17 protein-coding genes and 1 tRNA gene are annotated in these 22,153 nt (G+C 62.6%); 7 read left to right on the forward strand and 11 right to left on the reverse strand.

The window, feature by feature from the left end; translation table 11 throughout:
- The first annotated feature begins 122 nt into the window (after nucleotides 1-122).
- From BUS42_RS34680 to BUS42_RS46780, 4 genes are all read left to right on the forward strand, one after another.
- A complete protein-coding gene (locus tag BUS42_RS34680; RefSeq protein ID WP_254053984.1) occupies nucleotides 123-806 on the forward strand; it encodes an RNA polymerase sigma factor in 684 nt (227 codons plus the stop codon).
- The gene (locus tag BUS42_RS34685; RefSeq protein ID WP_074314780.1) at nucleotides 803-4,450 is read left to right on the forward strand and encodes a protein kinase domain-containing protein; all 3,648 of its coding nucleotides are present in this window, start codon (nucleotides 803-805) and stop codon (nucleotides 4,448-4,450) included. Before BUS42_RS34680 ends, BUS42_RS34685 begins: the two co-directional genes overlap by 4 nt.
- Nucleotides 4,451-5,321: 871 nt before the next feature.
- Nucleotides 5,322-6,875: a serine/threonine-protein kinase gene (locus tag BUS42_RS34690; RefSeq protein WP_074314782.1), complete on the forward strand. Its 1,554-nt coding sequence runs from the start codon at nucleotides 5,322-5,324 to the stop codon at nucleotides 6,873-6,875.
- A gap of 5 nt (nucleotides 6,876-6,880) precedes the next feature.
- A complete protein-coding gene (locus BUS42_RS46780; protein ID WP_410001723.1) occupies nucleotides 6,881-7,042 on the forward strand; it encodes a hypothetical protein in 162 nt (53 codons plus the stop codon).
- A gap of 181 nt (nucleotides 7,043-7,223) precedes the next feature.
- Here BUS42_RS46780 and BUS42_RS34695 read toward each other — a convergent pair.
- The 9 genes from BUS42_RS34695 to BUS42_RS43245 all read right to left on the reverse strand — a co-directional run bounded on the left by BUS42_RS34695 (nucleotide 7,224) and on the right by BUS42_RS43245 (nucleotide 14,684).
- Nucleotides 7,224-7,306 (reverse strand) — tRNA-Leu (locus tag BUS42_RS34695).
- 218 nt (nucleotides 7,307-7,524) lie between these two features.
- Nucleotides 7,525-7,863 (reverse strand): hypothetical protein, encoded by a 339-nt coding sequence (locus tag BUS42_RS34700; RefSeq protein WP_074314784.1) that lies wholly within the window; start codon nucleotides 7,861-7,863, stop codon nucleotides 7,525-7,527.
- A gap of 29 nt (nucleotides 7,864-7,892) precedes the next feature.
- A complete protein-coding gene (locus BUS42_RS34705) occupies nucleotides 7,893-8,843 on the reverse strand; it encodes a type II secretion system F family protein (RefSeq protein WP_074314786.1) in 951 nt (316 codons plus the stop codon).
- A gap of 5 nt (nucleotides 8,844-8,848) precedes the next feature.
- Nucleotides 8,849-9,817, reverse strand: coding sequence for a type II secretion system F family protein (locus tag BUS42_RS34710; RefSeq protein WP_074314788.1), 969 nt, complete (start codon nucleotides 9,815-9,817; stop codon nucleotides 8,849-8,851).
- Nucleotides 9,818-9,843: 26 nt separating this feature from the next.
- Nucleotides 9,844-11,340: a CpaF family protein gene (locus tag BUS42_RS34715; RefSeq protein WP_074314790.1), complete on the reverse strand. Its 1,497-nt coding sequence runs from the start codon at nucleotides 11,338-11,340 to the stop codon at nucleotides 9,844-9,846.
- 53 nt (nucleotides 11,341-11,393) lie between these two features.
- Nucleotides 11,394-12,578: an AAA family ATPase gene (locus BUS42_RS34720; RefSeq protein ID WP_074314792.1), complete on the reverse strand. Its 1,185-nt coding sequence runs from the start codon at nucleotides 12,576-12,578 to the stop codon at nucleotides 11,394-11,396.
- 138 nt (nucleotides 12,579-12,716) lie between these two features.
- Complete coding sequence (gene cpaB, locus BUS42_RS34725; RefSeq protein WP_074314794.1) at nucleotides 12,717-13,592, reverse strand: Flp pilus assembly protein CpaB; 876 nt, start codon at nucleotides 13,590-13,592, stop codon at nucleotides 12,717-12,719.
- Nucleotides 13,593-13,635: 43 nt separating this feature from the next.
- Nucleotides 13,636-14,178: an A24 family peptidase gene (locus BUS42_RS34730; protein ID WP_074314796.1), complete on the reverse strand. Its 543-nt coding sequence runs from the start codon at nucleotides 14,176-14,178 to the stop codon at nucleotides 13,636-13,638.
- A gap of 317 nt (nucleotides 14,179-14,495) precedes the next feature.
- Complete coding sequence (locus tag BUS42_RS43245) at nucleotides 14,496-14,684, reverse strand: hypothetical protein (protein WP_143206612.1); 189 nt, start codon at nucleotides 14,682-14,684, stop codon at nucleotides 14,496-14,498.
- Between the two features lie 638 nt (nucleotides 14,685-15,322).
- Here BUS42_RS43245 and BUS42_RS34740 point away from each other — a divergent pair.
- Entirely contained in the window at nucleotides 15,323-16,240 is a 918-nt protein-coding gene (locus BUS42_RS34740; protein ID WP_074315720.1) for a prenyltransferase/squalene oxidase repeat-containing protein, read from the forward strand.
- Entirely contained in the window at nucleotides 16,233-17,234 is a 1,002-nt protein-coding gene (locus BUS42_RS34745) for a DUF362 domain-containing protein (protein WP_074314801.1), read from the forward strand. Before BUS42_RS34740 ends, BUS42_RS34745 begins: the two co-directional genes overlap by 8 nt.
- A gap of 222 nt (nucleotides 17,235-17,456) precedes the next feature.
- Here the strand turns inward: BUS42_RS34745 and BUS42_RS34750 are convergent, their stop codons facing one another.
- Together BUS42_RS34750 and BUS42_RS34755 are read right to left on the reverse strand one after the other, a co-directional pair.
- A complete protein-coding gene (locus BUS42_RS34750) occupies nucleotides 17,457-17,822 on the reverse strand; it encodes a hypothetical protein (RefSeq protein WP_074314804.1) in 366 nt (121 codons plus the stop codon).
- Nucleotides 17,823-18,373: 551 nt separating this feature from the next.
- Nucleotides 18,374-19,003, reverse strand: a complete 630-nt coding sequence (locus BUS42_RS34755; protein WP_083670992.1) for a hypothetical protein — start codon at nucleotides 19,001-19,003, stop codon at nucleotides 18,374-18,376.
- 795 nt (nucleotides 19,004-19,798) lie between these two features.
- Between BUS42_RS34755 and BUS42_RS34765 the strand changes: the two genes are divergently transcribed.
- Nucleotides 19,799-22,147 carry an FG-GAP repeat domain-containing protein gene (locus BUS42_RS34765; protein ID WP_254053986.1) on the forward strand — a complete coding sequence of 783 codons (2,349 nt, stop codon included), beginning with the start codon at nucleotides 19,799-19,801 and terminating at the stop codon, nucleotides 22,145-22,147.
- The last annotated feature ends 6 nt before the right edge of the window (nucleotides 22,148-22,153 follow it).

Here is a 22,153-nt window from a genome sequence, read left to right on the forward strand (position 1 = left end):
GGAACGTTACCGATCGGACTGAAGATTTCGAAAAAAACTCGGGAGGCTCATTTCAAGACGCCGCGATTGGGATGTCGCAAACGAAGGTCATGGGCTATCCCGGGCGGTGGGGCGAGCGTATCTTGAGACGTGATGACATCGAATCCAGACGACCAGAGTGGGGTGATCCGGCGATGGCCATCCGCGACGAGGAGACGGATTTGCTGATCGCCAGGGTAGAGGCGGGCGACCTCCGTGCTCGCGAAGAGTTGCTGGCGCTCCACCGGCACCGGCTGCGCCGGATGGTTGCTGTCCGGCTCGATGACCGGCTGGCCGCGCGGGTCGACCCTTCCGATGTGGTGCAGGACGCCTTGCTCCTCGCCTCCCGTCGGCTCGACATCTTCCTGCGCGACCGACCCCTGCCGTTCTATCCGTGGCTGCATCGGCTGGCCACCGAGCAGGTCGTACAGGTCCACCGGCACCACCTCGGCACCCAGTCTCGCGACGTCGGACGGGAGACCAACGGCCGGGCGATTTCGGAACGTGCGACGATCGGCCACCTCTTCGAGTTCCTCGCGGCCAGCCAGACCAGCCCCAGCCAGCGGGCAAGCCGGGTGGAACAGAAGAGCCGGATCCACGAATCGCTCGCCCTGCTCTCGGAGACCGACCGCGAGATCCTGGTGATGCACTACCTGGAGGACCTGGCTTTCGGGGAGATCGCTGCCGTGCTCGGCATCACGCCGGGGGCGGCGAAAGTCCGGCACTTCCGCGCTCTCGAGCGCCTCCGCCCGTTGCTAAGCGAGGACGGCGCGGGCGTGGGCCCATGAGCGGGCTGGACGGCTCGAGCAGCGCGTTCACGCCCGACACCGACATCGTGGAGTGGGCGGCGGAACTGGCGGAACGGGTGCGGGCTGGTGAACACGTGGACCTAAGTACCCTGGCCGTCGAACATCCCGAGCGAGCCGAGGTCCTGAGACGCCTGTTACCGGCCATCGAGGCCATGGCCCGCCACGCACGTTCCTTAGCAGGACGGCGGCCCTCCCCGTCATTCCCCGGCGGGCGCCGGACTCTGGGCGAATTCCAGTTCGTCCGCGAAATCGGCCGAGGTGGGATGGGAGTGGTCTACGAGGCCATTCAGTCGTCACTCAACCGATCGGTCGCGTTGAAAGTCCTGCCCGTCGCCGCGGCGTCTGACCCCCGCCAGTTCGAGCGGTTCCAGCTCGAGGCGCGCGCCGCGGCGTGCTTGCGACACCCTCACATCGTGCCGGTCTTCGGCGTCGGTTGCGAGGACGAGGTCCCCTACTACGCCATGCAGTTCATCGAAGGGCGCAGCCTCGCCGAGATCCTTCTCGCCCTCCGCAGGGTCGAGGGACTCGCCGTCCCCGACGGAGATCGGCACAACTCCGGGCCTGATGCGCTCGCCCTGGCACTTGCGACCGACCTGACCCGCTTGTCGCACGTGTTTTCCGCCCCGAAAGCTCCAGTCACGGGGGCTCCGAAGAGCGATTCGCCTGGAACTGCGCCCGCCCTACCGGACCCGACCGCGACTCGTTGCCGTTCGTACCCCTGGACGATCGCGGGCTTGGGACTCCAGGTGGCGGAGGCGCTGGAGCACGCGCACGAGAACAGGGTCATTCACCGTGACATCAAGCCGGGCAATCTGCTTCTGGACGGGCGAGGGCACGTCTGGGTGTCCGACTTCGGCCTCGCGCGGTTTCTCGGCGATGCCCGATTGACCCTGAGCGGAGACCTGATGGGGACGCTCCGGTACATGAGCCCTGAGCAAGCCCTGGGGCGTCACGTAGTGATCGACGGCCGTACCGACGTCTATTCGCTCGGTGTCACGCTGTACGAGCTCCTCACCCTACGCGCGGCCTTCGAAGGGTCGGACCGGGCGGACATCCTCCAGGCGCTCGTAAGGGGCGAACCCACCGCGCCGCGGCGACTCAATGCCGCCATCCCTCGTGACCTGGAGACGATCGTCCTGAAGGCGATGGCCCGAGAGCCAGCCGACCGCTACCAGTCGGCCCGAGACCTGGCCGCCGACCTGACCCGCTTCCTCGACGGCCGGCCGGTCACCGCGCGGCGCCCGAGCCTCGTTGATCGGACGGCAAAGCTGGCGGCGCGAAACCGAGGGGTTGTGGTCGCCGTCACTTTGCTGTCGGCGCTGGTCCTCATCGGCTTGGTGGGCGGCCTCGCCTGGTCGAACAACTGGCTGAGGCGGCACAACGAGCAGTTGAGCCTTGCGCAGAACCGCAGCAGTCAGCTCGCCCGCAAGGCCGAGGGGCACCGGATCGACGCCGAGCACCAACGCGACCTGGCCGAGCGCCGTCGATGGTTCGCGGAGCGGCATTTCCACGGAGCCCAACTCCGACTGGCCGGGGAGGCCCTTGACAACGGGCGATTCGAGCGGGCTCAGGACATCCTGCACGACCTTGAACCCTCTCCCGGCGGGACCGACACCCGCGACTTTGCCTGGCACTCACTCTGGCGCCTGGCTTGCCGAACCGTCGAGCCGATGTATGGGCACGATCGCGGGATCAGTGCCCTGGCCATCTCCCCGGACGGCCGGACGCTTGTCACGGGCGACCACGGGGGCACGATCCGGCTCTGGAACGTTGCCAGCGGACAGTCCCTCGGATCGCTGGTCGGACACAGAGTGACCGTGAGCGGCTTCGCCTTCACGTCCGACGGTCGCTTCCTGGCCTCGGCCGCGAGTAGCGATCTGACCGCTCGGAGCGAGGTCTTGCTGTGGGAACTCTCGACCCGCCGCGTGACGACAAGACTGGCCGAGCTCGACGGCTGGCTGGTCAACGCTCTCAGATTCGGACCGGGTGACACGGCCCTGTGGACGCATATCAACTCCGACACGCGGCCCGGATCCAAGGTGGTCGGGTACAACCTCGCACACGATGCTTCGAAAGCACACGAGGTCCATCGCTGGGATTCGCGCGATCAAGTGAACATGACGCCCGACGGCCACGTCGTAACGATCGTGCCGGTGGAAACCGGGGAGGGGGATCGCTGGTTGATCCGGGACACCGGGACCGGCCGCGTGGATTGGGTCATGAGCGGGTCTCACAACATCCTGATCCCCTTCGCCGCCTCGGCCGACTCGCGGATCGTTGCGGCGGCGATCCCCGGTGGAGACGTCGTCTGCCGGGACACCCGAACCGGGTCGGAACTGGCACGGTTGGCAACGGATGCGGCGGTCTTCAAGCTCGCGTTCAGTCCAGACGGACGAACGCTCGCGGCGGGGTGCGAATCCGGTCATGTCCATCTCCTCGACTTTTCCAACAAGACAGAGCGGCGGCTCCCCGTCGGGGAACCCGGGCGCGCGAAGCCGACGTTCGTCCTTGCGTTCGCGCCGGGTGGCTTGACGCTGGCCACAAGTGTATGGGCGGTGCCAGGCGGGTCCACACGCGTGACCATCTGGGACGTCGCCACCGGGCGCCGCCAGGCCGAATATCCCGGACGGCAGGACCGGGTGTCCAACCTCGCCTTCGCGCCCGACGGCCGCTCGGTGTTCATCGTCTCCGGGGCGACTCTCCGGCGCTGGAGGCTGCTGGATCCCGAGCCCGAGTTCGCTTCTCCCTCTGGGCACGCCGACGAGGCATGGACCGTGGCATTCAGCCCCGACGGGCGCCTCCTTGCCTCGGGCGGCGACGACACGGACGAGTTGAACACGATCAAGCTGTGGGACCCGGTCACGGGCCGGTTGATACGGCAATGGAGCGGCGGTCGTGGCACGGTCGCCTCACTGGCGTTCTCGCCTGACGGCCGTTTGCTCGTCTCGGGGCATCTGGAGCCGACGGACAACGTGCGGCTCTGGGAGACCGGTTCCGGCCGCATGGTAGCGACCCTCGTGGGGCACACGGACTGCGTTCGCTCGGTGGCCTTTCATCCCGACGGAGCCCTGCTCGCCTCCGCCGGGTCGGACAGGACAGTCCGGATCTGGGACGTGGTCACGAAACGTTGCAGGAGTGAGTTGCCGGGTCACACCATGACGGTGCAAGGACTGGCCTTCGCTCCCGACCGGAGTGCGCTGGCATCGGCCAGCTCCGATGGCAGTGTGCGTCTCTGGCACGTCGGCTCGGGACGTCTATTGCGCTTGCTCCAGGGACCGCAGAAGCTCACCGCGGTCGCCTTCGCGCCGAACGGCGAAGTGATCGCGGCTGCCGACGAGGACGGCACCCTCACACAGTGGGATCCGGCCACAGGCGAACGACGCGGGGTCATTCACAGCGAAGACGGCATCGTGCGCGCGCTGGCGTTTACCCCCGATAGCCAGGCGTTGGCCGCCGCTGGCGAAGGGGGGATGATCGAAGTATGGGACGCCGTCACCGGTCAGCGGCTACTGACGCTCCCCGGGCAACACCAACTTGTCCATTCTCTGACATTCTCTCCCAACGGTCGGATCCTCGCCTCGTGCGACCATGGAGGAGGTGTACGGATCTGGCGGGGACCATAGCCTGACCACCGCTGGGCATCGCTCAAAAAAATGCTCAGGTGCCCCTGGTGCTAGAGCAAGGGCCTGCGCTGTTCTTGTGGGCGGAGCAATCGTGACCAGAATGCCGTGATTCCCCGAAGAACACGGATCACTCGGCGGTGCGAGAATGAGCGAGCTGTTCGAGGTCATCCCCGCTCCTGGGGTGTCGGCTCCGGTGGCTTGAGATTGTGGGTGGTCGGCATGGGTGCATCTCCTTCCGGAAGGACACTCGCTCCTTGGTCCGGTTCTCGCTTGACCGAGCCGGTGCGGTCTCGTCCAATGGCGCACCGATGCTTGACGAGGGACCGAGATGCACGAGAAGGCCTCATCCAATAAATCCCATACGATGTGGAGTGCCTCGGCGATGAGAGCAACCTACCGCCATCCCCCAAGTCGAGCTGCGACACGAACTCCCTGCGATCCGCGGGAACGGGTCGTGGTTCGCTGTGCCGGGGGTGAAGACCGAGCTCCCTGGCTTCGGTCGTGGTCGCGTCGCTGGCCAGAGCGATGTCGATCGACGCGCCAATGTTGATGGGCGGTTCGACCGAGACGATTGGCGGTTCTGGTGCCGGGGATGGAGCGAGTCGTCACCAGCCCCCAAGGTCTCCCTCGCAGGTGGGAACCCGGCCGGAGTCGAGATCGCCGGACACACCCTCCCGAAAGACGAGTCCATCGATACGCGTGCAACCAAGGGGGAGGGCCACGTGCTGCCCATGCTTTCGCCGGAGCTGAGCGCGGGCACGGAGCGACCTGGAGCGGAGGAGTGCGGAGGTGCACCTCGACTCGAGGGTGCCCCTCAAGATCCCGGGATGTCAGACGAGATTTCGCACCGGATCAACCAGGGGAGAGGTCCATGTCAAGCGCCCGGCCCGCACCGGTGGAGCTCGTCGCGGACGGCGACAGGCGGTTCGCCGACGAGGAGCGGACCTTCCTCCACGTCCGGCTCCGAGCGGTCACCTTCCTGCTGTCGGCCGGACTGGCCCTGGTCCTGGCACGCGACCTGACATTCGGAAGGGGCCCGGCCTGGCCGCTCCAGGCCGCCGCAACCGTCGCGATGGCGTTCCTGGCCACGCTGCTCTCAGCCGCACGGACGTTCTCGACCCGCGGGCTCAAGCTGATGGAGGTCGCCGCCTTTGGCCTGGCGGCGGTCGTGGTGATGATCCACCTCTGGCACGCGCAGCTCTCCGCCACGGTTCGAGGCGACCCCACGTCGCTCGTGGCGGGGTCGAAGGACGCAGTCATCGGCGCGACGATCGTGATGTTCACCTACGCCCTGCTGGTCCCCGCCCCGTACGGCTGCGCCTGGCGGGCGATCGCCGCGATCGCGGCCTGTCCGGTCGCGACGGAGGCGCTCCTGTTCCTGGTGCACCCCGAGGTGTTCCGCCTGGCACGCCGGGTGGCGACAGACCAGCGGATCGGAGAGACGATGTCCCTCCTGGCGACCTCAGCCCTGCTCGCGGCCTACGGCGCCTACCTCGTCCACACCATGCGCGTCCGGGCGCGTGAGGCCCGGCAATTCAACCAGTACCGCCTCCGGGACGAGATCGGGGCCGGGGGAATGGGCGCAGTCTACCTCGCCGAGCATCGGCTGCTGAAGCGTCCCTGCGCTCTGAAGGTGATCCTCCCGGAGCGGGCCGGCGACCCCCGCTCGCTCGAACGCTTCGAGCAAGAGGTCCGCGCGACAGCCCAACTCTCGGACCCGCACATCGTGGAGGTCTACGACTACGGGCGAACCGAGGACGGCACGTTCTTCTACGTGATGGAGTATCTGCACGGCCTGAGCCTCGACGGGCTGGTTGGCCGCCACGGCCCGCTGCCGCCCGGCCGGGTCATCTACCTTCTGCGCCAGGTGTGCCAGGCGCTGGCGGAGGCCCATGCGGCCGGCCTGGTCCACCGCGACCTGACTCCGGCGAACATCTTCGCCGCCCGCCGCGGCCGTCAGTACGACTTCGTCAAGGTGCTCGACTTCGGCCTCGTGGAAGCCGTGGTCGCGCGGAACGAGGACGGCTCGAGCCGTAGGGGAGCCGCTCCCGGCACGCCGCAGTACATGGCCCCCGAGCAGATCACGGGCGACCGGGCGATCGACGGGCGTTGCGACCTGTACACCCTGGGGGGCGTGGCCTACACCCTCCTGACAGGCCGGCCTCCGTTCGTGGGCGAGACCGCAGACGAGGTCAGGACGGCCCAAGTCCGCGAAGCGGTCGTGCCCCCGTCCCACCACCGACCCGAGATCCCGCCGGATCTCGAAGAGGTCGTGCTCCGTTGCCTGACAAAAGACCCCGAGGCGCGCTTCCAGAGCGCCGAGGACCTGGAGGCAGGCCTCGCTTCCTGCACGTCGGCCAGCGATTGGGACGCCCGGAAAGCAGCCGATTGGTGGCGGGAGATCGGGCGCACGCTGGCGACATGAAGAACATGCTCTGGCTCCGCGTCAACGGTCAGAGGCATGCCCTCTTGTATAACCATGCCCTGAATTGCATTGAGGTCCGTGAGCAAACCATCAAGACGCCGTCTTGGCGTCATTCTCAATCGCCACCCCGATCGGTCGGGGCAAGCAAAGTCTTCGCTGGACTATAGGCCGACACCTGATCTGCAACCTGTCAATCGAGTCTCTCGTTGCGGTGGAGCGAACGACAAAACCGGTCAACCGCCCATGGGTAGGGAAGTTGCCGGTTTCATTGCGTCTCGATTATCGCAAGTCACAGCAGGAAAATGACGTGCTCAGGAGCACTTACTAACTTACTACCAAAACCTTCAGTACCGAAGGTGGGACTTGAACCCACACGGGTGTTACCCCACCGGATTTTGAGTCCGGCGCGTCTGCCATTCCGCCACTTCGGCTACTTGCAAACCTACGAGTTAACGACTTCCCCGGTCGGAGCCGACGTCGTTCGTAGGACACTATCATCCGTTCCTCGGTGCGATCCGTCAAGATGTCTGATCGAAACTCGGCGCAAACCCAATTGAGGGCTCCGTCAAAGTCGCTACAACTCGGTCAAAAGGAGCAGGACGACGGCGGTGCTCCACATCACTGCGAAGGCCAGCTTCACGAGAGAAAATCAGTTTTTGCGGAGGAGCAGGGCGAGGACGCTGGTCCAGATCAGGGCGAACGTCAGGACGTACGACGGATTCCAGGGAGTTCGTCGGAAGACCCCGGAGAACATCTGCTTGAGGTCGTGGCTCGTCGTCTCGTAGCCGCCGGTCAGGAGGTCGAGGACGGGGGTCTGAACGTGCGGGTAGGCTCCGAACAGGCCCTGCCAGGAAGCATAGCAAAGGCGAGCCGCTTCGTAGAAGACCGGTGAGAGAATCAGGACAAGGGAAAGCACCACGAAGGCCGTGAGCCGGCCTCGGCAACTTTTGGGGCGATCCTCGAGTGTGACGGAGGCGACTTTACGCATGACAAGAGCTCGTGTCGGGCCGACTGACCTCAACCTTTACCCAGCATCGTCTTGGCGATCTGGATGCCCGCGGGACCGACCAGGATCACGAACACGCCCGGGAAGATGAAAAGCACGAGCGGGATCATGATTTTGACCGCCGTCTTGGCCGCCCGTTCCTCCGCCAATTGACGGCGCTTCAAGCGCATCGAGTCCGACTGGACCCGGAGCGCACCTCCAATGCTCGAACCGAACTTCTCCGCCTGGATGACCACCGCGGAGAGCGACCGCATGTCTTCGACCCCCGTCCGCGTTCCCAGGTCGCGGAGTACGTCCTTGCGGGCTCGGCCCATCTGCACCTGGAAGTTGGCGATCGCGAACTCCTCGCAGAGAACCGGGCACGAACTCGATAACTCGGACGTCACCCGACGCATCGCCGTGTCCAGGCCGAGACCCGCCTCGACACAGACGACCATCAAATCAAGCGCATCGGGCAGGGCAAGGAAAATCGCCTCCATGCGTCGCTTGCGGATCTGGCCAACGTACATGTCCGGCAAGTAAAACCCGACCGCACCGACCAGAACGCTGTACGTCAGGCCGCTCTGAGTCACGCCATAACGCGTGATGAAAACGGGGACCGCAATCGCAAGGGCCACCAAGAGTCCGACTAATTTCCAACCATAGTAAGCCATGACGGCTTGCTCGCCGCGGTAGCCCGCGTTGAGCAAGTGGAGTCGAATCTTGCCGAGCTCGAGTTCATTGGTCGGCCGCAAGGACTTGCCAAGCTTGGAGGCGGCGACCGAGACTTTCACCTGAAATTTCGCCTGCTGCTGTTGCTCCAACAGCTTCAGGTCCTTTTGCGGCATGACCGGGTGGAGCACTCGCTTCAGCCGCTCTTCGGTCGAGGAGGGCCGTCGGTCGGCCATCGTGGAGAGGAAGCCCCAGACTCCCAGGGTGATCGTCAGAAAGACCGCAACGGGAACGAGCGTTTCCCAACTCATCGAGTTTACACCTTGATCGCGACGATCTTTTTGATCATCAACGCTCCAAGAAGTTGAAGGGCCGCGGTGATCGCCAACATCTTGGTCCCAAGCGGCGTTGTATATAAAACGCTGACATAATCATAGTTTGACACAGATAGGAAGGCGAGCAACCCCGGGGGGAGTGCCAAGAGCACGATCCCGGAAAGCCGCCCTTCCGCCGTGAGCGACCGCACGTGACCGAAGAGTTCGAACCGCTGGCGGATCAACTTGCCGATCTTGTCCAAGACTTCGGCGAGGTCACCGCCGGTCGCACGCTGAATCACCACGGCGATCACAAAGAACCGGACGTCGACCGACGGCACGCGATCGGCCAAGCCGCGAAGTGTGACCTCGAGCGGAATGCCCAGGTTCTGTTCGTCGAACACGCGGCCGAACTCATCGGCGACCGGCCCTGTCATCTCTTCGGAGACCAGATGCAGGGCCGAAGCCAAGCTATGCCCCGCGCGAAGCCCGCGGCCAATCAGTTCCACGGCTTCGGGCATCGCCTCGAGAAACAGTTTGATCCGTCGTTGCTTGCGATGCACGAGCCAGAGAAACGGCGTCACTCCCAGGACCGCGGCGCAGACGGGCAGTACGTAGAGGGGAAGCTTGAACAGGAAACCAATAGCCGTCCCAGCAAGCGACAGCAGAACCACAAGGCCCATGAACTGATCGAAGGGAAGATTAACGTCGGCCTGCTCGTAGAGTCGGCTCAGGTTCTCGAGGTTGGGGATGAGCTTGGTCCAGAACAGCGGCGTCTCGAGGTCGATCGCCGGCGGCCGGAGCAGAATTCCGGTACGCATGTCCGCATCTTTTTTGGGCCTTGAGGTCAGGTCGTCAAGCCGCTGCTCCGCATGCGATCCCACGGTTTTCCGGAACGCCAGGCTCAGGCCCATGACCAGGGTGATCACGGTCAATCCGGCGAGTAGAGAGACGATCATTTGCTCATTCATTGCACGTCCCTCCGTTGGTCCCGGGCTCAGTCCTTGAGCAAAACACGCTGGCGGAAGACGTCGGCCGTGATTTGGTAGCCGGCGTATTCGAGACGGTCCATGAAGGTGGGCCGGATCCCGGTCGCGACGAATTCGCCGAAGGCGCGACCATTCGCGTCGACTCCCAATTGCTTGAACGCGAAGATCTCTTGCATGATGATTGTTTCGCCTTCCATGCCGATCACTTCGGAAATACTGGTCACTTTTCTCGGCCCGCCCTGAAGCCGGCTGGCCTGGATGATCAGGTCGACGGCCGAGGCGAATTGCGACCGCAGCGCCCGGATCGGCAGCTCGAGACCGGCCATGCTGATCATGGTTTCGAGACGGCTCAGTGCGTCGCGCGGGGTGTTGGCGTGAACGGTGGTCATCGAGCCTTCGTGACCGGTGTTCATCGCCTGGATCATATCCAAGGTCTCCGCGCCACGACACTCGCCGATGATGATCCGGTCAGGCCGCATCCGGAGCGCGTTCTTGACCAGGTCGGTGGCGGACACCGCCCCTCGCCCTTCGATATTCGCGGGGCGAGTCTCGAGCCGCACCACGTGGTCCTGCTGGAGCTGCAACTCGGCGGCATCCTCGATCGTAATCACGCGATGGTCGGACTGAATGAAGCTTGAGAGTGTGTTCAAAAGTGTCGTTTTACCCGAACCGGTTCCTCCCGAGATGATCACGTTCAAGCGTGCCTTCATCGCTCCTTCCATCAGGGCGAGCATCTCGGGGGTGAACGCCTTGAACCGGAGCAGGTCGTCCTTGTTGATCGGCTTCGAGCCGAACATCCGGATCGTGACCGCGGCGCCATCCAGGGCGAGCGGGGGAATGATCGCATTGAATCGCGAGCCGTTGGGAAGTCGGGCGTCGACCATCGGCGACGTTTCATCGACGCGCCGGCCCACGCGGGAGACAATCCGATCGATGATCTGAAGCAAATGCTCGTTGTCGCGAAAAACGACTTCTGACCGAAGAATCCGCCCTTCTTTCTCGACGAAGATCTTCTTGGGCCCATTGATCATGATATCGGCAATTTTGTCATCTTTGAGCAAGAGTTCGAGCGGCCCGAATCCGAAGGTCTCGTCGAGGATCTCACTCACCAGCCGCTGCCGCTCGTTGCGGTTGAGCAGCGGATTCTCGGTGTCGCAGAGATGCTCGACGACCACGCGGATCTCGCTCCGGAGCGTGTTCGGATCCATCTCGCTGACCCGATTCATATCGAGCCGATCAACCAATCTCATGTGAATATGACGCTTTAGCGTCTCATACGCAACCTCCGCCGGATCCGGTTCCTTGGGGACCTCTCGGCCTCGGTTGACGACCGGAACCGGAGGGGAGGCGGGACTGGGCATCGGCGGCGGCGACAGCTTGCTCGGTGCGGCGTCGATCGTGGCGGGGACGGAGACCGGGACAGAGTCAGGGATTGGGACGGGAACTGGAGCAGAGAGCGGCGTCGGTCGAGGTCCGAACGGGTTTCGTCCTAATCCTTTAATCATGGCGCAACTCTCCGGGAGCTGTCACAGTTCAACCTTGAAATGATCAGCGTCGATCAGAAGAAGGCCGCGAAAAGGCCTTTGCGGGGCTTGCTCGTTTCGAGAACGGGAAACGGACGCAGTGAGCGTGCGATCTCGAGGATCGCTTGGTGAGCCTTGCTGCCGGGCGCAACCTCGTCGAGAGGGACACCACGGGCCCGCGCGGTATTGAAGGATTTCGATGCGTTGGGAATCTGCCAGGAGACCGGCAGCTGGAGCGTTTCTTCGGCCTTCTTGAGGCTGATCTCCGATTCGTGAGCCCCCGTACGGTTGACGACGAGGCGGATCCGCTCAGTCAAGCCTTCGTACTGCTGGAACAGGTGCAGCAACCGGGCGGTGTTCCGCAAACAGGTGAGGTCGAGCTGAACGACCAGGAGGATGACATCGGACATTTCGAATGCGAGGAAGTCGGAGGACTGGAGGCCTTTGCTGGTATCGATGATGACGGTGGGGAAAGACGCTTTGAGCATCATCATCACCCGGCGCAGGGCCTCCGGGTCGATCTGGGCCGATTCTTCCATCGCATTCGGATGGGGAAGCAAATAGAGTCCTGACGAGTGGCGTGTGAGCGAGCGTTTCAAGAGCGTCTGGTCGAGTCGGTCGACGTTCTGGACGACCCCCATCAGCGTATGGTCGGTGACGAGGTCGAGGCAGGCATCAATGGAGCCGAACATCAAGTCAAAATCGACGAGGATCGTCTCGTGGGTCGCGGCTTTGGCCAGGGTCGTCGCCAGATTCACCGCCAACGAAGTGCAGCCAACCCCTCCCGCGGCCGCCGTGACAGTGATGATCTGCGGGCCTCGGTTGACCTCTTCCGGTTTCTCAGTCTTGCGCGTGATGATCCGATTGACGGACTCGAGAAGTTCCTCGGGGCGCGTGGGCAACGTCAGGAATTCGCGGGCCCCGGCGCGGATGACTCGGAGAATGACGGACGTGTCGTGCTGCTTGCTGGCGGGCAAAACGACGACGTTGGGGCACTCTTGAAGGATTTGCTGGATCAGGCTGAAGGCCTGCTCGGCATCGGAATCCATGACCACCAACGCCATGTCGGGGTTGATCTCGGCGATGCGCTTGGCCGCCCCTTGATACGATCCACAAACCTCGGCAAGCCAGAGTTCGGGCACACTGCTGATCACGCGAAGAAGCGTCAGCCGAGACTCTTCGCTCGGATCCACAAGGATGACTCGGATCGGGTCCTTCATGGCGTTTCACCCAGCAGTGCATCGTGCGTAGGAGAGCGGTGGATTCCAGCCGGAAAGCTCGTTGGATCAGCCCAGGACCGCCCCGTGCACGTCAAGGGGTCGGGTCCGCGGTTCTCGACGGCGCCAGTGAAGTATGGATTACGGATTGCTTGATGGAAAGGCTTGGTCATCCCGGGACGGTTCCCTGTCATCTTTGTCGAGCGAGATTCTCTCTGACTGTTGAAGCCCGCGGTAAATCCAGACATAACGCCGCACCGGCTCCGGCTTCGGAACGGGCAATTTGGCGACGGGCGGAGGCTCGGCCGGTTTCACGCTGACTTCCACTGGCCCCGGAGGGGGGTTGCGTTTGACAGACGCGAACCGGAGATGGTCATTGATTCCCCGGAGGGCCAGTGAGAGTGATCCCCTGATCCGCGCTGCGACCAGGATATCGACTTGCTCCGGGCTCACCTCGAGAGTCACGGTTCGAGACTGGATCGAACGATCATCGGGACGAGTAAAGACTTGCCCCGAGGCCAGGACAGGGATGTCCTGAAGGATCGTTTCCGCCTCCTCGGGCCGACCGTTCTGGCCCTGGAGGCTCAAGACCACGTCGACCCGGTGGTCCGGCAGGATGAAGCCGGAGACTCCCGTGTGTTCGTTAACCTCGAGCGTAAATGCCCGCATTCCTGAATGGATGCGCGAGACAAGGCCGGCCGGGCTCCCCTTGGGGGCGAGCTTGCGGTCGAGAATCGGCTCGCCCTCGAGGGTCCTGATCAAGACCCAGCGATCTTCAACGTCTTTGTAGGAGGTGAAGGTCCCGGCAGGAACGCTCGCCTTGGGCATCGAGACCACTTTGACGTACTCGGGCTTGAGGACCTCTTCCACTTTCAGGTCATGCGCCGCGACGAGAACCTCCTGCGTTTCGATCACGACCTGGCTTCGGTTTTTCGCGAGCATCTGGCTGGTGCCGTACATGGCGCCAAGCCCGCTCAAGGCGGCCAATCCCAACATCGCCAACGACTTGCTGTTCATGGGCGTTCCCAGATTCCTCCGCCGTCAGGCGTGCCTTGATGGATCAGACGAGAATCCCGATCCAGGCGAAGTAAGCGATCGAGCCCACCGCGATGGGAATTCCGTAGGGGAGAAGCATCATCGTCGGCTTACGTGCGGCCGCGGTCTCCGCGAGTTTTTCGGGATTGCGAACCGTCAGAATCTCGTGGCCGATCGCCTGGAACTGAACCCAGTGCTTCACGAGTTGGCCCGACCAAACCACCATCGCGATCGCCATCAGCCCCCCGACCAGCGCGGAGACCACAAACGCTCCCAGAGTCACGGAAGGTCCCATCCACGCACCGATTCCGGCCATGAGCTTCACGTCTCCGGCCCCCATGCCTCCGATCGCATGCAAGGGCAGGAGCAAGGCCAGGCCGACCACGGCTCCGCTGAACGCCCAGAGCAGCCCCGCGCTTCCTCCCGTGTAGGTCGCGAACGCAAGGCCACCGAGTACCATGTGGAAGGTCAACCAGTTGGGCACCTTTAACTTCCAGCCGTCGATCAGGGCCGCTTCCACAAGGACGGCCGAGACGAACCAGGCGACTTCCTGAGAGACCGGCGACATGAATCGTTGTCCTCGCAACAATGGGGTGAGTCGAAAAATCCTGAGACGGCTCGTTGGTGTCGATCCGTGACGGGCCGCCTTGGAAACCTGGATCGAATCCCGACCGCTGTCAAATCAAAACGAGGGCTTCCACGGAAGTCGTATTCACCGAGACCCACAGAGGGATGGCGCGGCGATCCTCGACACGGCAACGAACCGGTTCCTCATGCGATCGGGGAGAAGTGGCGAGGTCGGCTTGGATTCCCGAGTCATCGAAGGCCAGAAACGAAAAAATCCGGACCCAGCGGGAGAACTTACCCCCCAACTTAGCCCGGTACTCAAAATCTGTATTTTTTCCGCGTTCGATCGACGCCTCGATAGATCAGCAAGCCGGCGAGCTTCAAGCGGCCGTGGATCCAGCGGCCTGCGCTCACCGAGCGGTGGAACGTACCTCGGGGGTGGGTGCCTGGTAACGAAGGAACCGTATCCCAGACTCCCCAATCGACACCGGCAAACAACAGACTCAAGAGTCGTGCCTTCTTCGGGGATCAGGAACGAGCGAACTCTCGCCAACGACTTATCGACAAGCCAGCTTTCATTATCATTCGCAGCCGCAAACGCACGGCTGATTTTGACTCACTCGCATCCACTCTGATGAAGTGGTTTCGGAAGCGGCGCCTTCCAAAAGCACGGCGTCGAGACCGCCTGAGTTGTTATCCATGAACGATCTCGATGACCATGGCCCGAGGGTGCTTGCTTGCAACCGCGACCACCGAGAAATCGAAATCCAATGGGACCAATCGCCTGGACCTCGCTCTGCCTTGGAGATTCGCCGGCTCGAATATCCCAAACCTAGGTCATGTTGCTCGCGGATTGGGAAAAAAATGCGAGAAATCCTTGAATGCCTCGGGGCTGATCCTCCACTGACGGATTTGAGCCAGCGATCAAATATGTCCTATAACTCTGAAGAGGAAGGTGGTCAGGCTTCCCCTCGTAAAAAAGCAAAAGGGAACCATGGCCGTCGCTCTCGAACTGGAATGATCGCGGGGCGAGGCTGGTGACATCCCCACCAAGCTGATTCCCGGTAAGGAGGACGCGATGGCCCGGACAACTCGCCATTCGTTGTCGATCTCACCTGGGTTTGGAGCCGCTGGAGAAGCCGTTGATGCCAAGCGAATGGAGCGGAACCGCTCGCGATGAGTTGCTTGCCCTGAGAGTGACCTCGACTGGCTGGGGTTATCGGAAGGGGACAAGGCCGTGCGTCGAGCCGACCGCACTTGTCGGCCTGGGCCTGGTCGCCTCCACCGAGGTCTCCCGCGGCGAGGACTCGAGCGTCCGACTTGCTGCCGATTGGCTCGTCTCGATCCAGAACCAGGACGGCTCACTCGGGATTTCGGCAGGGCTGCCCGCGCCCTGCTGGACGACTCCCTACACCCTCCTGCTCTGGAACGCTCTCAATGGCTATGAAACGCCGCGGCGACGCGCCGCCGCCTGGCTGCTCCAGCAGCAGGGTCAGACGAGCGCGAGCGAATCCGACCCCGACCACGTCATCGGCCATGACACGACGCTCGTGGGATGGCCGTGGGTCTCGGACACCCATTCGTGGCTGGAACCGACGGCGATCGCGGTGCTCGCACTCGGTCGCGAAGGTTATGGCGACCACCGTCGGGTTCGCGAAGGGATTCGCTTGATCGCCGATCGCGCGCTTCCCAACGGCGGTTGGAACTATGGGAACAAATCCGCGTTCGGCAACGTGCTCCGACCTCAGCCCGGTCCTACCGGCCTCGCCCTGCTGGCACTGGCGCAGACGGACGATCCCTCGAGTGTCGTCGCGAACGGGATCAAGTATTTAGTGGAAACGCTGCCCAACACCCGTGCTCCGGCTTCGCTCGGTTGGGGTGTGCTCGGGCTCAGACGCTGGAATCGAGCCCCGGCGAAGTCATACCTCTGGCTGGACGAGTCCTATCGCCGCACCGTCGGCCGGCCCGACGCCGCAACCCGGCTGGCACTACTGCTGTTGGCCGTCGGTGACGCGTCGCTCCCGCTCTTCTTGGGAACTCAATCGGGAGGTCGCCGTGCGTGAACCTGGACATCTGAAGCGTCGCGCTCTCCTCACCGGCGCGGGGGCCGCGCTGGCGGGGGGGATGGCCTCGAAATTGCTTTACGACCGGAACGAGCGTTCCCTGCGCGGTGATGTCTTCATCGCCTCGGCTTCGTCCTATTCAGTCGATCTGGAGGCGAAGATCCGCGACGGTTTGAGGGAGCTCGGAATCGGTCCCAAGCAGGTTTCGGGAAAATCGATCCTCCTCAAACCGAACCTGGTGGAACCCAGTCGCCAGGCGCCGCAGATCAACACGAATCCCGTCTTGATCCGCGCCGCGGCCGCGGTCTTCAAGAGTTGGAGTGCGCGTGAGGTCTTCGTCGCGGAAGGGCAAGGGCACTGTCGGGACACCGACTTTGTGCTCGAGCAGTCGGGGCTTGGACCCGTGCTCGACGACGAAGGGATCGAATTCATCGACCTGAACCACGATGAGCTCGTGATGACGGCCAACCGGTTCGGTTGCACGACGCTGCGCCGGCTCGCCCTCCCAGCCACCTTGTTGCGCCGGGCGGATCTGATCGTCTCGATGCCCAAGCTCAAGACGCACCACTGGGCGGGTGTCACGCTTTCGATGAAGAATCTCTTCGGGGTCATGCCAGGGATCTTCTACGGCTGGCCCAAGAACGTCCTCCACCACGCCGGCATCGCGGAATCGATCCTCGACATCAACGCCACCGTCCGCCCCCACCTGGCGATCGTCGACGGAATTATCGGCATGGAAGGGGACGGCCCGATCATGGGAACCCCTCGGCAGTCGGGCGTCATCGTCATGGGCACGAACCTCCCTTCGGTCGACGCCACCGCGGCACGACTCATGCAGATTAACCCCTGGCAAGTCGCCTACCTCGCCGCCTCCTCCGGCCGGCTCGGCGCGATCGGCGAACGGCACATCACCCAGCGGGGCGAAACCATCACGTCACTCGCCCAACCGTTCAAACTGCTCGACCACCCGAGCTTCGCCAGCTTGCGAACCTGATCGGTTCCAGGGCGGAGCCCGCAAATCTCGCGTCGCCCTCATCTTGATCGATTTGATCGATGCACGATCCGCTTGCCAGTCGAGGCCATCCCGAAGCTCATCGGGAGGCCCGACGTTTCGCCACCGGACGCACACCGAAGACCGCCATCGCCATCAAAGTCCACAACGGGAAGCAAGGTTGTTGCATCGCTCGTTCCCTCGAGCAGGTCGGCACCGCTGGCCTCAAGGATGGTAGCCGTTGGGCCACATCTTGAGCGTCTCAGCGATCAGGGTGCGATAGATGACCATTCCCAGGATCGCTGTGGCGATGGCACAAACCATGAGCCATGCCCTGCAGACAAGCCAGGCGAATCGGAATTCGCCCAGATACCTGAGTCGGAGGGGACAGATCGCTGCCCGAATGCCTGCTGCCAGCGTCACGAACATGAGACAGCCGATTACCGCCATCCCACCTGACCAAACCCGATAGATCGTCAGTCCGAACGGCCAGCCATTCGCCCATCCTGGTGCGAAGTAGAGGGAGACGCCGATCCAGGCTTCGAGCATGAGTGCCGACAAGATCAGCGGCCACCGCTTGAATTGATTCATGCGTTGCCTCGATCGCGTTGGTCCAGGCCGGGTTCCAGACCGATCTAGGGAATTCTACGCTGACGGTCCGCGCCACGTCTCGATGAGGGATTGGGACCAACTTCCCGATTCGCCGATCATCACCTCTACGTCGCAATGACGAGCAAGTGCTGCCGAAACTGAACATCCTTCAACAGTCGCCCAGAGTGTGAAACCGTTTCATTGAACCAGACCTTGACCTGCATTTGCTGCCCGGAGAAAGAATCAGCCAAATCCGCATACAATGAATCTTTGAGTGATTTAAGTTGCTTTTGGCACTTCAATCCGAGATTCTCATCTCCAAATGCTTCACAAGTGACCGCTCGAATCGGAGTTTCGGAGGCAGATCGAACTTGGACGGCCAGGTCATAGTGACCGTCACCTACGGCGACGAAGAGCGAGTCGTTTAACCAGAGTATTCCGGCAAACCCGGCTCATGCCCGATCCTGCCACCCAGCCCATCGTTCGCCCCCTTTCGGCCATGCACCGATCGTGGCATGGGCCGCGAGCAGGGGTTCACGGGACGCAGACGGTCACTCGATTGAGGCAATGTCGTCAACATCCACGATGCGCGGGGCAAATTCGCCATCGGCGACGAATTGAATCACACTTCGTTGATTGCTTCCCAACTGGATCGAGAAGGGAAGGCCCTGAAAGGTATCGCCATTTCGCAACGCAATCTTTGACGGGTGGAGAATCCCTGGGCCCCGGTTCATCAGACTGACCAGTTCTCGGAGCACATCCTCCTTGGTCATCTGACGCCTATCCCCAATTTCATAAAAGTGTTCAGGATAAACATAAGCCTCTTCGATTGTCATGCTACCAAGTTGCTTCCCGCCATAGCGAAGAGCCAGACGACTGGGGTGACGGCTGAGAATACTCAACACGTCTCTTGTGATAGGGTTGGTGCCCCCAATGAGTTTGATATCAGAAAGAGACAATGGGATGCCCTGCAATCGTTGCAGAGAGGCTTGCAACCCGCGGTAAGCTTCGGCCAACCCCCGCTGCTCAATCAAGGGAGTGGAAATGTACAGAAACCAGAGGCCTTCTTCGGTCGTCTTGACCCAGAATGCGGCGCGTACCTCGAACTCGTCTTGCACGAGTTGACGTATAAGACGCTGACCCGCATCAATTTGGAATTCTACCAATGCATTTGAATCCATGGGAGAACTCCGTTCGGGTCGTTTGTAATAGCCTCGTAAATTTCCCGTGCTTCGTTCTCTGCCTTTTGCTGATATCTGCTTGCCTCTGTCCAAAGGCTTGCGACTCCCCAGAATCCCGCAAAGGCCGGGTTATTCTGGAGCAGATTTTGATGTATATCTCCAAGTCCTGAAAGGTGAATTAATTCAATTGGCTTATGAGTAAAGCATTTCTCCGAAAACCGCTTGTCTCTGAAAATCTCGCCTGTCCGCCCTACAAATGCAAGCACACATGCTTTGAGGCCGCACTCGATCGCATATCCCGCCAAGTAATATGCGCCCGACCACCGATCCGCACTTGGGGAATCGAGTAAAACCCTCGCGTCACAAACTCGGTCTTTGGCGAGTTGTTGCAATTCGCTTTGATTCACGGCGACGATCCACTTGAGTGTGGGGGGTCCCTTTACAATCATACCGAACGTGGGTTTGTTGGAATACACCCGATCCACTCGGCCGTCAATGATCTCGCGCTACGCCCAACTGCCTAGACGTAACAATAACCCCGGCGTCCTACCGAGAAGCAGAAGGCGTGTCCCAGATCCGCGAACGTCCTACTCCGTGGAGAGGACTGTGGAGGCCGGGGGGCTCCAGGGTGGGAGTCGTGACACCTCATCACCGCAAACCAGCACATCAACATGCTATCGTTACACAATGCCGCGATTCTCCCCTGCCCCATCTTGCCGAGGTTGCAGCCCTTTCGTACCCTGTTGGTTGATTATTACGTGATTTGGCGGGATTAGATAACCTGGGGCGAACGCGATGAGCGCAGCGCTGCGATACCGAATGGGATGGATCCTGGCCACAGTCCTGACCCTCTCCGGCGGGCAGGCGCGCGGAGACGAGCCTCGACTGGCGGACTACTTCGGGTTCCTGCCCCTGGAAGTCTATAAACTCGACCCGAGGGTCGGGAATCTAATCCTCAAGGACCTCGATGGCGACAAGACCGACGATATCGTCGTCGTCAATAATGGCCGCTCGCGGATCGACCTGCTCCTGAGTGGCAAAAAGGTCGGCAAGGAGGTCGAGACGGCCCCCGCCGACGACCAGGAGCCGAACCAGATTTCGAGCGACCGCCGGATGAGGCTGGTCAGCGTGCCGGTGAACAAGGAAGTCGTCAGCCTGCAAGTCGCCGACTTCAATGGGGATGGTCGTCCCGACCTCGCGTTCTTCGGCAACCCCGCGGAGCTCGTCATCATGCTGAATGACGGCCAAGGGGGCTACTCGACCGGAAAACGGCTCAACGTGGGGGAGGCGGTTGAGAACTCCAACGCATTGACGGTGGGCGATCTCAACCGAGACGGTCGCGCCGATCTGGCCCTGCTGCAGGCGAACGAGGTCGAGATCGTCTACCAAGGCGAAGGGGGGAAGCTCGGTGAACCCGAGCGGCTGCCGCATACCGCGAGCAATCCCCAGATGCTCAAGGCGGTGGACCTCGACGGCGACGGTGGCGACGACCTGGTGATTCTCGATGGGGGCACGGACGACCCGATCCGGGTCCGGTTCTCGGCACCGGGGGGAAAGCTTGGTCCCGAGCAACGCTTTTTCGTCGAGTCGCCGCGGGCGATCACATTCGCCCAGATCGATGGGAAGGCTGGCGTCGAGCTCCTCACGATCGAGGCTCAATCGGGTCGGGCCCGGGTCCTCAAGCTCGATGAAGCCGAGAAGGATGAATCGGGGACACGGGGTCGGCTCATCTTCTACCCGCTCCCGCCGGGCAACGAACGTGGGCGCTCGCTTGCGCTGGGGGACCTGGATGGGGATGGCAAGACGGACGTGGTGGTGACCGACCCGGCCAACGCCCAGTTCCTGCTCTATCGTCAGTCAGGGCGAACCGGTCTGGGCGCCGGCCAAAGTTTCCCCGCGCTGGTCGGTGGGCGGACGGTTCGACTTGCCGACCTGGACGGCAACGGAAAAGCCGAGGTCATCGTCCTCTCCGAACAAGAGAAGCAGATCGGCCGAAGCGTCCTCGAGGAGGGACGGCTGACATTCCCCACCCCGTTGCCGATCAGTGGGGAACCGGTCGCCCTCGACGTCGCCGACCTCGACGGTGACAAGACTCCCGAGGTCGTCTACGTCGCGCGAACCAAGCCGAACGGCAACGAAAGTTTCTCGTTGCGGGGCGTGAAGCGCGAAGCCTCGGGAACGTTTGTTCCGTTCCGTTGGGGGCAGGAGGATGAGGTTCCCTTGAAGGGCCTGACGAGCGCCCCGCCGGCCCTGCAAGTGCTTGACGTCAATCGCGATGGTCAGCCTGACGTGCTCGTCTTCAACGCGTTCGGCCCGCCGCTGCTCCTGCTCGGTCGCGCGGGGGGAGAGCCCCCTGCCCCGGCGGGTGGCAGCCTCGGCCCGCTCGCGGGGGTCACGCCGGCCGGTCTGACCTTGGCGGACCTGAACGGCCCGGCCTTGATCGTGGCCCAGAACACGTTTGCCCGCAACTTGGTGCTCGACAAGCAGGGAGTCTGGGAGGTCAAGGATCAATACAATTCCGGTCGCGGCTCGGCTCAAATCCTCGGTGCCGCCGCGCTTGATGTCGATGGGGACGGAACCAAAGAGATCGTCCTGCTCGACAAGAGCTCCAAGTCGCTCCTCTTCCTCGAGTACCGAGACAAGGTCTACCGCCCGAACGGATCGCTCGCCGTCGGCCCGATCGACTTCCAAGGGATGCATGTCGCCGACCTCGACGGCGATGGTCGCGATGACCTGCTTCTCGCCGGAACCGACCGCTTCGGCGTGGTCCTGACCGGCCAAAAAGGCCAGAGGCTGAGGCCGATGGCAAGCTATGAGTCGAACCGGACCGAAGCCAAGCTCGCCGACCTCGCCGCTGGCGACCTCAATGGAGATGGTCGCCCCGACATCGTCCTGACCGACATCGCCGAACATTTCATCGAGATTGTCACGTGCTCGAGCCCGACCGACCTCAACCGTGCGTTCGCGTTCAAGATTTTCGAGCGCAAATCGTCCCGTGGCCTCAATGACATGGTCGAGCCCCGCGACCTGGCCGTCGGTGATGTCGATGGCGACAAGCGGGCCGACCTGGTCTTGATCGTCCACGACCGCATCCTCGTCTACCGGCAGGATCCGGGCAAGCCGGCCGACGAGAAGGCGAAGTAAACCGAA

The sequence above is a fragment of the Singulisphaera sp. GP187 genome (assembly GCF_900129635.1).
Classification (GTDB): Bacteria; Planctomycetota; Planctomycetia; order Isosphaerales; family Isosphaeraceae; genus Singulisphaera.

Coding starts and splice junctions, on each gene's coding strand:
- BUS42_RS34715 (WP_074314790.1), bottom strand. CDS start 11,340: ATGATTAAAGGATTAGGACGAAACCCGTTCGGACCTCGACCGACGCCG.
- BUS42_RS34730 (WP_074314796.1), bottom strand. CDS start 14,178: ATGTCGCCGGTCTCTCAGGAAGTCGCCTGGTTCGTCTCGGCCGTCCTT.
- BUS42_RS34740 (WP_074315720.1), top strand. CDS start 15,323: ATGCCAAGCGAATGGAGCGGAACCGCTCGCGATGAGTTGCTTGCCCTG.
- BUS42_RS34700 (WP_074314784.1), bottom strand. CDS start 7,863: ATGCGTAAAGTCGCCTCCGTCACACTCGAGGATCGCCCCAAAAGTTGC.
- BUS42_RS34750 (WP_074314804.1), bottom strand. CDS start 17,822: ATGAATCAATTCAAGCGGTGGCCGCTGATCTTGTCGGCACTCATGCTC.
- BUS42_RS34765 (WP_254053986.1), top strand. CDS start 19,799: ATGAGCGCAGCGCTGCGATACCGAATGGGATGGATCCTGGCCACAGTC.
- BUS42_RS46780 (WP_410001723.1), top strand. CDS start 6,881: ATGCTCTGGCTCCGCGTCAACGGTCAGAGGCATGCCCTCTTGTATAAC.
- cpaB (WP_074314794.1), bottom strand. CDS start 13,592: ATGAACAGCAAGTCGTTGGCGATGTTGGGATTGGCCGCCTTGAGCGGG.
- BUS42_RS34755 (WP_083670992.1), bottom strand. CDS start 19,003: ATGGATTCAAATGCATTGGTAGAATTCCAAATTGATGCGGGTCAGCGT.
- BUS42_RS34720 (WP_074314792.1), bottom strand. CDS start 12,578: ATGAAGGACCCGATCCGAGTCATCCTTGTGGATCCGAGCGAAGAGTCT.
- BUS42_RS34705 (WP_074314786.1), bottom strand. CDS start 8,843: ATGAGTTGGGAAACGCTCGTTCCCGTTGCGGTCTTTCTGACGATCACC.
- BUS42_RS34710 (WP_074314788.1), bottom strand. CDS start 9,817: ATGAATGAGCAAATGATCGTCTCTCTACTCGCCGGATTGACCGTGATC.
- BUS42_RS34685 (WP_074314780.1), top strand. CDS start 803: ATGAGCGGGCTGGACGGCTCGAGCAGCGCGTTCACGCCCGACACCGAC.
- BUS42_RS34690 (WP_074314782.1), top strand. CDS start 5,322: ATGTCAAGCGCCCGGCCCGCACCGGTGGAGCTCGTCGCGGACGGCGAC.